An 11,838-nucleotide genomic window follows, 5' to 3' on the forward strand; every position below is an offset into this window, starting at 1 on the left:
TAAATCGAATTATTTGCCGAGCAGTTTTCGGGCGACGATTTCTTTCATAATTTCATTGGTTCCCCCATAAATTTTTTGTACCCGTGCATCCACGAAAAAGCGTGAAATCGGGTATTCCTGCATGTAACCGTAGCCACCAAAAAGTTGAAGTAACTGATCAATCACTGCACATTGAGCATCGGTAATAAAGCATTTCAATGCTGCAACTTGAGTGACGCTTAACAGGTCTTGTTGGTACAACGCTGCACATTGGTCTACAAAAGCTTGGGCAGCTTTTGCCTTGATTTGGGCATTTGCGAGCACAAACCGCGTGTTTTGCATTTGACTTAAGGGTTGCCCGAAAGCTTTACGCTCCAAAACATAGTCTTTGGTCAGTTCGATGGCTCCTAAAATTGACCCCAAAGCCATCATGGAAATACTTAAACGTTCACGCGGCAACTCTTGCATTAAATAGGTAAAGCCTTGTCCTTCTTCGCCTAAACGCTGGGTTGCTGGAACATACACATCATCAAAAAACAGTTCGGCTGTATCTTGAGCGTGTAGTCCGATTTTTTGTAAAGAGCGGCCTTTTTTAACGCCGTCTAAAGCAGCATCAACTAGAAAAATTGAAATGCCTTTTGCTTTGGCTTGAGGGTCAGTTTTCGCTACCAGAACGATCAGGTCGGCATGTAAACCATTTGAGATAAACGTTTTTGAACCATTAATACGGTAGTGGTCATTTTCTAAAATGGCTTGAGTGCGTATAGCTTGTAAGTCTGAGCCTGCATTGGCTTCGGTCATGGCAATTGCGGTGACAACTTCACCTGTCACCATTTTCGGTAACCAATAGCGTTTTTGCTCTTCAGTTCCAATATTTTGCAAGTAAGGAGAAACCAGCTCATTTTGCCCACCAATTGCAACCGCCAAAGATGCAAAGCCAGCTTGAGCAGTTTCCTGAACTAGCATGAGAGAATAATGAACAGGAGCGCCGTAACCGCCATATTCCTCAGGCACATCTACGCACAAAAAGCCATTTTCCCCAAGACGAAGCCATAGATCACGTGGGATCAGGCCATCGTGTTCCCACTGTTCGTAATACGGAGCGACCTGTTCTTTTAAGAACCTGCGGTAACTGTCTCGAAATAGTTCAAATTCTGTATCGTGTAGCATGTTGAACCTTTTTTTAGGCAAAAGTGGGGCTATTGCCCAAACCGAAGTTTGAGCTTCCTTTTTTATTTCAATAGCTTATTGCTTTAAGGTGGGTACTCGAATAATGAGTGGGTTTTCGGCCTGCTTTTGATAAAGCTCATCAATTAAAGCGGCACGACGTTTCGTAATATTGCTTTGATTGAGATTGCCTTTATCGGTGACTTCGCCTGCATCGAGCTGAGGTGGTTCGGTCATTAAATAAAGCATTGAGACTGTATTTGAACTGCCAGTCGCATCTTTATTAAATGTCGTTAAAAATTGGCGGAACCATTGCTGAACTTTAGGATGCTGTAATATCTCTGTTGCAGAATGCTCGCCAAGCTTAAGGCCGGCATGTTGAGCACAAGTTTCTAATTTTGGAAAAATCAGAAAACCCACGGCATTGAGGTTTGACCCAGTAATACAGACATCTTGAACCAGTAAATTACCTTGAATGAGCACTTTGTTGCGAATCGTGCCGACATTGACGAAAGTGCCGGTATTGAGTTTAAAGTCTTCGGCAATGCGTCCGTCGTACATGAGGCCTTTGGTTGGATCATTTACATCGACCAAACGAACTGCATCGCCAGTATGGAAAAAGCCTTCATCATCAAAAACTGTGCTTTGCTGGTCCGCCTTTAAGCGCCAATAGCCTTTCATGACATGTTTGCCACGAACGCAAAACTCAAGTTTGTCACCACATGGAACCAACTTGATTTCACATCCCGGAGCAGGGTAACCAATAAAGCCAGCCATCACACGTGGGCCAGTTGTAAAAGCACAAGAGGGAGCAGTTTCAGTCATGCCCAATCCGCTCATAATGCGAATTTTTTCTCCACAATGTTGCTGAGCAATTTTATCGAGTCTGTTCCAACCTGCTTCTGAAAGCGCAGCACCTGCAAAGAATAAAATTTTAACTTTAGCAAAAAAGCGCTCTCTTAATTCCTCATCTTTTTCTAAAGCTTCGGTCAGTTCTTCCCAACCTTTTGGCACATTTAAATAAACTGTTGGAGAAATTTCTTTGAGGTTACGAATGGTTTCGTCAAATTTTCCTACAACGGGTTTGCCATCATCAATGTAAATGGTACCGCCGTTATAGAGTGCGATGCCGACATTGTGACTGCCACCAAATGTGTGGTGCCAAGACAGCCAGTCGAGTAGGACAGGTGGTGTTTCTTCAAACTCAGGGAAAGTCTGCAATAGCATTTGCTGATTGACGCACAACATTAAATGCGTGGTCGGTACAGCTTTAGGAAGCTTGGTTGAACCTGATGTAAACAGAAATTTAGCAATCTGGTTTTCATCAAGGGTTTGGTAAAACTCTTGAACATTTGAAACGGGCGTATCTAACAGCGACTGAAAAGATGTGCAGATCTGATCGCCTACAATCCCTTTATTGGTCACTACTTCAATGTCAGGTGTAATACAGGCTTGAATGGCTTTGGCAAAGGCTTGTCCATCGCTGGCATAGACCAAGCCAGGTGTGAGCACTTCAAACACATGTTTGAGTTTGCCAAAGTCTTGAGAAATAAGAGAGTAGGCAGGGGAAATAGCAGAGAAAGGCACACCCGCCAGCATAGCACCCATAGAGAGTGTTAAATGTTCAAGATCATTACCACTTAAAATGACTAAAGGTCTTTCTTGGCTTAAGTTACGTTCATGTAAAGCCTGAGCAATATGCCATGCGCGTTGTAAAACTTCTGCATAACTTAGTTTGACCCACTCACCTTGAGCATTGCGTTTTGCTGCAAAAATATGGTCTGGTTTGGTTTGTGCAAAATGAATTAACCGATCTGTCAGTTTTTGTGGATACGGTTTTAATTGCTCTTTTGGGCTGATATAGAGCGTGTCATCTTTATGGTGATAATGAATATCATGTTGCCCTAATTTTACGAACCGTTCGCGGTCTTGTGATTGAGTGGCATTCATTTGCATTTCTTTCACTCCATGGAAAGCGCATCACTGCGCTTTATTTTTTGCATCATGCAATTTTTATTTAATATGTCGTTGTTCGCATTAATCCGACTAAATCGGGTAATGGCGTGATTGGGTCTGAATGGTAATCCAGCGTAGTTCGGTAAATTCACCAATAGAGGCTTTACTACCAAATCGTCCGTAACCACTCGATTTTGTTCCGCCAAATGGCATTTGAGCTTCGTCATGCACGGTTGCGCCGTTAATATGACAAATACCAGAATCAATCTGTTTAGCCACTTCCAATGCCTGCGAAATATTCTGGCTAAACACTGCCGAAGAAAGACCGAACTCGCTGTCATTTGCCAGTGCTACACCTTCTTCAACGGTTGCAAAACGTTGAACTGTGCAGACAGGCCCAAACGATTCTTCGCGGTAAAGCAGCATGTCAGGTTTAATATTGAGTACCAGCGTCGGTTGCATGGTGGTGTCTTCAATATGAATGCCTAAAGGTAAGTCGGCACCTTTGTTTTGGGCATCTTCAAGTAAATGCTGAATACGGTTTGCGGCACGGCGACTTTCTAAAACACCGAGTGCATTTTCTTTTGAAGTAGGATTACCTGCCCGAATAGAACGGGTTTTTTCAATCAGCTTTTCAATAAACTGGTCGGCAATTTTGTCTTGAACCAAAACACGTTCGGTCGACATACAAATTTGTCCCTGATTAAAGAACGCCCCAAAAGTCACAGCATTTACTGCTTCATTAATGTCGGCCTCGTTTAAAACCACAACAGGAGCTTTACCACCGAGTTCGAGTAAAACAGGTTTTAAATATTTAGCCGCAGTCTCGGCAATAATTTTTCCGACTTTGGTTGAACCCGTAAAATTAATGCGTTTAACGGCTGGATGAGACACTAAGCGCTCCACGATTTGTGGTGCATCTTCGGCGGCATGAGTAATCACATTTACCACACCTTCACCTAGACCCGCTTCATGTAACACTTCACCAATGAGACGATGTGTTGCTGGGCAGGCTTCCGAGGCTTTTAACACTACCGTGTTGCCACAAGCCAAAGGCATGGCAAGCGCACGTGTTGCCAAAATGACAGGTGCATTCCAAGGTGCGATCCCTACAATCACACCGCAAGGAAACCGTACGCCCATCGCAAGATTACCCGGCACATCTGACGGAATCAGGCTTCCGTCAATTTGCGTGGTCATTGCTGCTGCTTCACGTAACATGTTGGCAGCAAGGTGAACGTTAAACCCATACCATGTGGCAGTTGAACCTGTCTCTTGCATTCCAGTTTCAATGAATTGCTCGGTCTTTTGGTCCATTAAATCGGCTGCTTTTAATAAACGTAAACGGCGTTCGGTAGGCGAGAGCTTCGACCATACTTTAAAAGCTTGTTGTGCCGATTCGATTGCACGATCAACATCTTCCAAAGTTGCAGCAGCGGCTTTGCTTGCCACTGATCCATCAATGGGGCTAATACGCTCAAAAGTTGCCTGATTTGATGCATCAACAGATTGACCGTGAATAAGTAACTGTACATTTTGCATGGGTTGTGTCCTTACATTGCCATTAAAGAATCAAAAGTTAACCAGTACGTTTATAGCTCTGTAAACCCGGTTTAATTGATTTTTCATCTAAAAATTGTTTCAAACCTTCTTGGCGACCATTTTCCGTATCACGATGGATACATTGATCTAGCTTGGCATATAAGTAGTCTTCGTTTTGGTCCCATGTTAGTTCACGGCAACGTTTAAAGCCATTTTTAGCTGTACGAAGAACCACTGGGTTTTTCTCAAGTAAACAATTTGCAAGTTCAGTGACTTCTGCTTTTAGCTGTTCAAGTGGTACGCTTTTATTCACAAGACCCATCGTTTCGGCTTCTTTACCACTAAAGGTTTTACCCGTCATGATGTAGTACAAAGATGCACGGTGACCTACGGTATCGGCCATTGCTTTACTTACAAGGTTACCCGGTGGGATACCCCAGTTAATTTCAGATAAACCGAAAGTTGCTTCATCTGCTGCAATCGCAAGATCACACGCCACTAATGGTGAGAAACCGCCTCCGAAACACCAGCCGTTAACCATTGCAATGGTTGGTTTTGAATACATACGAAGAAGTTGCCACTGCCAACGACATGAGTCACGACGAATACGTTCTTGATAAATTTCAGGCTGAGTGTCGACTTCGCGGAAATATTCTTTCAAGTCCATGCCAGCTGTCCAAGAGTCACCCGCACCAGTTAATACTAAAACACGTGCATTTTGATCAAGTTCTATCGCTTCAAGCACATCAATCATTTCACGATTGAGTGTAGGACTCATGGCATTTTTCTTTTCTGGGCGATTTAGTGTGACCCAAGCAATTCCATCTTCAACTTTAACATCTACGGTTTCCCAGCGATTTTCATAAGTCATCTTCATACTCCTTGAATGATTTTGTGATGTTCTGAGATTTAATTTAATATCAGTTAAACTTACATTCAAGTCTTTTTTCTAAAATTTAATAATTATTTTATAATTGCATGTATTTTAAATAAAAATTAATTTAATAAATAATTTTATATAAAAATATGTTGATTTTTTAGTAAGTTTAACTGATATTTTTGGTGTGTTTAAACAACAATACACAAAGGGCTAAATGGAACGACTAGTCAATAAAGGACAACACAATGGAAAAGATATTAGGACAGTCTGCAAGAGCAAAGATTACGTTACTGCTTTGCTTTGCAATCGCAATTTTTGAAGGTTTTGATCTTCAATCAATGGGGGTAGCCGCTCCACGAATGCGGGCTGAGTTTATGTTGGATAATGGCCAGATGGCATGGGCATTTAGTGCTGCAATTTTAGGAACACTACCGGGTGCCATATTAGGTGGCAGATTTGCAGATATTGTAGGGCGCAAGAAAATTCTGATTTTTAGTATTCTGCTTTTTGGAATTATGTCTTTGCTGACCGCCTATGCTGCCAACTTTAGTTTGTTATTGCTCATTCGCTTTTGTACCGGTTTAGGAATGGGCGGCGCACTCCCGATGATGATTACACTTGCCTCTGAAGCTGTGCCTGACCAGCACAAGGGCAAAGCGGTAAGTATCATGTATAGCGGCATTCCTTTTGGTGGATTACTGACTTCTGTGGTTGCCATGTCGTTGGCGGGTGATGCAGAGTGGCGTCATATTTTCTATATTGGTGGTATTGCGCCTATTTTGTTAATTCCACTCATCATGCGCTTTTTACCTGAGTCAAATGATTACCTGCAACGTAAAGTTCAAGCGCAAAAAACGACCCCATTCTTTGAAGTTTTATTTGCTAAAGAACGCCGCATGTCGACCATTCAGCTTTGGGTGAGTTTCTTCTGTACCTTAGTGGTGCTGTACTTTTTGTTAAACTGGTTGCCGTTACTGATGGGTGCGCAAGGCTTATCGAAGCTACAAGCAAACTATGTACAGATGGGGTACAACGTTGGTGGAATTTTAGGTTCAATCTTAATGGGTGTATTGCTTGATAAATTACGCATGAGTTTTGTGATTAAGCTGATTTATCTAGGCATTTTATTCTCACTTTGTTGCTTGGCAATTTCTCCAACCGTTGCATTACTGGCACTTTCGGCAGTGGGCTGTGGTTTATTCATTGTGGGCGGACAATCGGCATTGTACGGTCTGGCAGCAATGTATTATCCAACCGAAATGCGTGGAACTGGAGTTGGTGCGGCGGTTGCAATTGGCCGTATTGGTTCTTTTGCCGGACCTTTAATGGCAGGTTTTTTACTTTCACTTGGACAAAGCTCGACCATTGTGATTGGTTCAAGCATTCCAGTGATTTTAATTGCAGCGATCTCTGCATTACTTCTTGTCAAAAAACCTAAACAGCCTGTACATTTAGTACAAAGCTCAGGTGCTCGCTAAGTTTTAACGAAAGTATGGGGTGACTACCTCATACTTTCACTACAGATTTTCTTATGATGAATGAAAGGTTATGGTACGTTCAAATTTAGTTCAAAAAAAAGTAGAAGATGAGCCTAAGTTAAGTTACATGATTGCTCGTGTTGACCGAATTATTAGTAAACATTTAACAGAGCATTTAAAAGAGCTTGAAATTACCTTGCCACAATTTACGGCACTTTCTGTTTTAGCTTCAAAAAGTAATGTATCCAATGCAAAACTTGCTGAACGTTCTTTTATTAAGCCGCAATCTGCCAATAAAATTCTGCAAGATTTGCTGGTCAATGGCTGGATTGAAAAGAAACCTGACCCTACGCATGGTCGCCGTATTTTAATTACACTCACCGAAAGTGGTGTTGAAAAACTCAATAAATGCAATGAAGTTGTATTAAAAGTTGAAGAAAAGATGCTTGAAGGCATTGATATCAATCTGGCTTATTTAATTCGTAATAACCTCGATATCATGGTGAATAATCTTAAAAGCCTTTAAATAAATGAGCTTGTTTAGGTTGAGCTAAATACCTAAGCACCGATTCACACAGAAAATTTATTTCATTTTGCAAATGAAGTTGTTAGCATCGAAGTGACGTTTTTGACAATGTGTGGCAGCAAATGTCTTCAGGGCAACAAGTTTTACTTAAATTAAGAAAAATGATTATTTCAGGGGAACTTGAAGGTGGTGCCAGAATTGCTGAGATTCCCACTGCCGAGTTACTTGGGGTTTCGAGACAACCTGTTCGTATTGCATTTCGGCTGCTCGAACAAGAAGGTCTTCTCATCAAGAACCCAACCCGTGGCTACACCGTCCGTGAAATTTCAGAACAACTGGTTCATGATGCGCTTGAAGTGCGGGGTGTGCTTGAAGGATTGGCTGCAAAAACTTTGGCAGAACAAGGTTTAAGCGAAGAGCAGAAAAAGACACTGCAACATTGCATTCAAGAAACCGAAAAACTCTTTAATGAAAAAGACGAGTTTGGCGATACCGAACTGGAACGTTACCATCATTTTAATGTCATTTTTCATGACACGATTATTGAGGGCGCGCAAAATGTGGCGCTCATACAAGCTCTAGCAAAAAACAATCAATTGCCGATGGCTTCTGCCCAAGCCATTACCTATGATGAGAAGCAAGCTTTGTCGGAATATCGCCGTTTGCACTATGCACATTTACAGCATTGTTCGATTTTCGATGCGTTGACACATCGTCAGGCAGGACGTGCTGAAACTTTAATGCGTGAGCACAGTAGTGTAGTGATTTTAGGTGAAACGCTAAGAAATGTTTTAAACGCTTAAGATGAAATAAGTTCCTTTATTTTTCAATAAAGGAACTTAGCTATTAAAGCTCAATCACAAGATTTTTAGTTTTTGCACGAGAACAGCAGGGCGTAAACTGGTCATTTAGTGCATGTTCCTCATCGGTCATAAATAGATCCCGATGATCAGGCGTACCCTCTACAACGCGAGTAATACACGTTCCACAAATGCCTTGTTCACACGAAACAGGAATATCAAAACCATTTGCAATTAATGCTTCAGTAGCAGTTTGCTCTGGTAATACTTCAATTCGGCGGCCCGTATCTTTAACTTCAATAGTAAAAGCTTCATCATTAGACGTATCTACTTTTTGAGCGACAAAGTGCTCTTGATGTAATTGCTCGCTGTGCCAGCCAGCTTGTTCAGCTGAGCTCATTACAAACTGCATAAACCCTGTAGGCCCACACACATATAAGTGTTTATCTGGTGAACTCTGACCTAAAACCTCTGCCATATTACATTCGGTATCTGGCTGATCTTGAATGTGAAAATAGACTTGATCACCGAAGTGCTCAGTTAAATTGCCATAGAAGGCAATCATTTCATGACTACGGACAAAGTAGCGCAATTCGAAAGGAATATTGACTGACTTAAGTCGATACGCCATCGATAAAATGGGGGTAATACCAATACCGCCAGCAAATAAAACCGCCTGCTTTGTTTGAGAATGAATCTCAAATAAATTACGTGGTTCACCAATCTTTAAATGATCACCTTCACGATATTCAGTATGGATACAGCGTGAACCACCGCGTGAGTTAGCATCATGTAAAACACCAATTACATAACGATGCTTTTCACTGCAACAATTTGAAAGTGAATATTGGCGGGTTAGACCGTTTTTAAGATGCACATCAATATGTGCACCTGCCTCAAAATTCGGTAGCGCTGTGCCATTTGCCGCAACCAATTCAAAAGCACGAATGGTCGGGGTAAGCTGGTGAATTTTCTGAATAATAACGTCCATGTTCATGCTCCTTTAAATAATCCGAATGTTTGGAAACTTTTGTGCGGATGTTTCAGAAGGCGTTTTATTTTCTTCAGCAAGTAGTCGCTCAATCACCTTACGAGACTGTACACCGCCTGCGTCAATATTGAGCATCAGTAACTTGCGATGTGGATTGTTTAAAATATTTTGCTGCTGTTGCTCCAGCATTTCTAAATCTTCAGTAAAGATTTTGCCTTGGCCTTCACGAATTTGATCGGTGAGTTCTGCGTTGTCTGGCTGGAAGTTGCGTGCCATTCCCCAGAAATACCAATGTGAGGTTTCAGTTTCTGGAGTAATAAAGTCCACGACAATTGACGAAACTTTTTTGTCTTTTGGTGCGTCATAACCGCCATGTCCAGCATGTGCCACACCGACTTCAATATGCACATTACTTGGAGCAAAGAAGTGGCAACGTTGCCAACGGTCAACAGGGACATCATCTGCCAAGTGGTTGCCACGAAGGGCCATTTGCCAAAATGGAGGTGCGATCACATTTTCCATGTAACGTTCAGTAATGACATGGTCACCATCAACTTTAGTGATTGGTAATGATTCATCAATTTCTTTTTGTCCGATGCTGCTTGAGTGAACATAGGTTTCGTGGGTTAAATCCATAAGATTATCGACCATGAGGCGATAGTCACATTGAATGTGAAACAGGCCTCCGCCATAGCTCCATTCAGGATGATCTGCCCATTCTAAAGTTGGGAGTTTTGCTTCATCTGCTAAAGCTTTTTCGCCTGGCCATATCCAAATAAAACCAAACTTTTCAACAACTGCATATGCTTTGTTGCAAGGGAAACCATTTACGCGTTGGGCTGGCATTGAAACGGTTTTTCCATCACAGCCCATGACTAAACCATGATAACCACATACGAGGTTTCCATCTTCGACATAACCCAGTGAAAGTGGGGCACCACGATGCGGACAAAAATCTTCAACGGCTGCAACTTGATTTTCTTTACCACGGTAAAAAACGATTTTTTCACCACAGATGGTGCGACCTAGCGGTTTGTCTTGGATTTCTTCTGGGCGGCATGCTACATACCATGCATTTTTAATAAACATTGTGACGACTCCTTATCACTTATTGGATCCAATTTATAGTAAATAAAAATATTGGTCAATTGATAAGCAGTATATTTTTTAAAAAATATTGATCTTTTGATTTGGTTATTTTGTATATTTTTAATTGCTATTAAAGGATTTTGCATTTCTTTTGAATTTTAGAGGCGAAATATTTTGTGGTTTTAATTTGGATCCATAATGGCTGTGGTTAAGCCATTATGGGGGTGTTGAGATTTAGAAATTAACGGTGTAATGAAGCATCATGCGCTGTTCATCCAGACTTTTGCCATGTTTAGTGTCGTAGTTAATATTTAAGAAAAGAAATTTAAGATTTTTAATCCAAGCATTTAGGTCATATTGAATCAACACATCACTTTCTTGCTCAAAATCATTTTGATTCATGGTCTGAAATGAATCTCCATAAATATATTTATAGGTGATTTTTAGACCTTTGATATATTCTTTAAAGTCATACGAAGCAAGGAAATGATAAGACTTTTCATCAGCTTTGGTAAACGCGCCTAAGGTCCAGTTAACCATATGCGGGATGGGCATATTGTCGAGTTTTGGAATACCATCTTTGCCAAAGTTTTCTTGGTAGCCAATTCCAGTTGTAAAATTGCCATGTTTGATAAAATGCATAGCCCCTACGGATGTATTGTCATATTCACCAAGATTTGATTTACCGACATCGTCGTGGCGAAACACACGTAATTTTGTGGTGTGCTGCTTTGTCCATTGATAATCAAAAGCAAAGTAACTTTGATTGATGAGATCTGTTAAGTAACCATTATAAAATTTCCAATTATATTGAGGCGTTTTCCCATCCCACTGGAAAAAGTAAAGCCCGTCAGATTCATGTTTTGAAATGGCGAGTTTATGGTAGTCCTCCTCATTTTTTGGCGAATAACGGTTAATCAAACCCAGCTCGAAATTTTGTTGTGGTGTCTTATATTTTAATTCCAAGCCTTTATAGTTCACACGTAATTGATGTGTATCCACTTGTGGCGTAAGTGGTGAGTCGGGAGTGATGTCACCTATATTTATGCGAAAGTTTTGATATTCAACTCCAGCACCTAAACCATATTTAACTTGATCTTGTGCTTGTTTCTTGGTGTTGGGTTCAAAGGGTATGACCATATCATTGGTGTGTTGGTCGTTACTTAGGCGATATGCATATTGAATGCTTGGATTGAGGTGTAGTTGTACATCATTAAGCTTGGTTGTCCAGTCACCACGATAAATCAAGCCTTGACTCAAGCTATGAGTATCGGGGCTAGTACCATTTTCATATTGTCTGTCGAAGTTGAATGTTTTTAGTGTGAGTGTATTTTGAAAATTAACATCTACTGCACTGTGAGCTAAACAGCAGGCAAGGGTTGTCTCTGAGAATAAAATCCCATAAATAAAAATATGCTTCATTTTTAAAT

Annotated in this window: 10 protein-coding genes; 3 read left to right on the forward strand and 7 right to left on the reverse strand. The window is 41.1% G+C overall.

Annotated features, from left to right (window positions below; translation table 11 throughout):
* Positions 1-9: 9 nt before the first annotated feature.
* From ACPF64_RS09840 to ACPF64_RS09855, 4 genes are all read right to left on the reverse strand, one after another.
* On the reverse strand, positions 10-1,149 hold the full coding sequence (locus ACPF64_RS09840; protein ID WP_426452951.1) for an acyl-CoA dehydrogenase family protein: 1,140 nt from the start codon (positions 1,147-1,149) through the stop codon (positions 10-12).
* A 75-nt stretch (positions 1,150-1,224) separates the two neighbouring features.
* Positions 1,225-3,111 carry a feruloyl-CoA synthase gene (locus tag ACPF64_RS09845; protein ID WP_426452953.1) on the reverse strand — a complete coding sequence of 629 codons (1,887 nt, stop codon included), beginning with the start codon at positions 3,109-3,111 and terminating at the stop codon, positions 1,225-1,227.
* An 81-nt stretch (positions 3,112-3,192) separates the two neighbouring features.
* Positions 3,193-4,644 (reverse strand): aldehyde dehydrogenase, encoded by a 1,452-nt coding sequence (locus ACPF64_RS09850; protein ID WP_426452955.1) that lies wholly within the window; start codon positions 4,642-4,644, stop codon positions 3,193-3,195.
* A 37-nt stretch (positions 4,645-4,681) separates the two neighbouring features.
* Complete coding sequence (locus ACPF64_RS09855) at positions 4,682-5,521, reverse strand: p-hydroxycinnamoyl CoA hydratase/lyase (RefSeq protein ID WP_171058526.1); 840 nt, start codon at positions 5,519-5,521, stop codon at positions 4,682-4,684.
* A gap of 248 nt (positions 5,522-5,769) precedes the next feature.
* On the opposite strand from ACPF64_RS09855, the gene mhpT reads away from it, so the two are divergent.
* From mhpT to ACPF64_RS09870, 3 genes are all read left to right on the forward strand, one after another.
* Entirely contained in the window at positions 5,770-7,002 is a 1,233-nt protein-coding gene (mhpT, locus tag ACPF64_RS09860) for a 3-(3-hydroxy-phenyl)propionate transporter MhpT (protein WP_056478659.1), read from the forward strand.
* 70 nt (positions 7,003-7,072) lie between these two features.
* Entirely contained in the window at positions 7,073-7,528 is a 456-nt protein-coding gene (locus tag ACPF64_RS09865; protein WP_017391609.1) for a MarR family winged helix-turn-helix transcriptional regulator, read from the forward strand.
* Positions 7,529-7,638: 110 nt separating this feature from the next.
* Positions 7,639-8,331 carry a GntR family transcriptional regulator gene (locus ACPF64_RS09870; protein WP_426452958.1) on the forward strand — a complete coding sequence of 231 codons (693 nt, stop codon included), beginning with the start codon at positions 7,639-7,641 and terminating at the stop codon, positions 8,329-8,331.
* 43 nt (positions 8,332-8,374) lie between these two features.
* Here ACPF64_RS09870 and ACPF64_RS09875 read toward each other — a convergent pair whose 3' ends face one another.
* The 3 genes from ACPF64_RS09875 to ACPF64_RS09885 all read right to left on the reverse strand — a co-directional run bounded on the left by ACPF64_RS09875 (position 8,375) and on the right by ACPF64_RS09885 (position 11,830).
* The gene (locus ACPF64_RS09875) at positions 8,375-9,319 is read right to left on the reverse strand and encodes a PDR/VanB family oxidoreductase (protein ID WP_426452960.1); all 945 of its coding nucleotides are present in this window, start codon (positions 9,317-9,319) and stop codon (positions 8,375-8,377) included.
* Positions 9,320-9,331: 12 nt separating this feature from the next.
* Positions 9,332-10,408: a Rieske 2Fe-2S domain-containing protein gene (locus ACPF64_RS09880; RefSeq protein ID WP_426452962.1), complete on the reverse strand. Its 1,077-nt coding sequence runs from the start codon at positions 10,406-10,408 to the stop codon at positions 9,332-9,334.
* 234 nt (positions 10,409-10,642) lie between these two features.
* Complete coding sequence (locus tag ACPF64_RS09885; protein ID WP_426452964.1) at positions 10,643-11,830, reverse strand: OprD family outer membrane porin; 1,188 nt, start codon at positions 11,828-11,830, stop codon at positions 10,643-10,645.
* Between the last annotated feature and the right edge of the window lie 8 nt (positions 11,831-11,838).

Origin of the sequence: Acinetobacter sp. KB005 (assembly GCF_049949095.1) — a bacterium.
Lineage (GTDB): Bacteria > Pseudomonadota > Gammaproteobacteria > Pseudomonadales > Moraxellaceae > Acinetobacter > Acinetobacter calcoaceticus.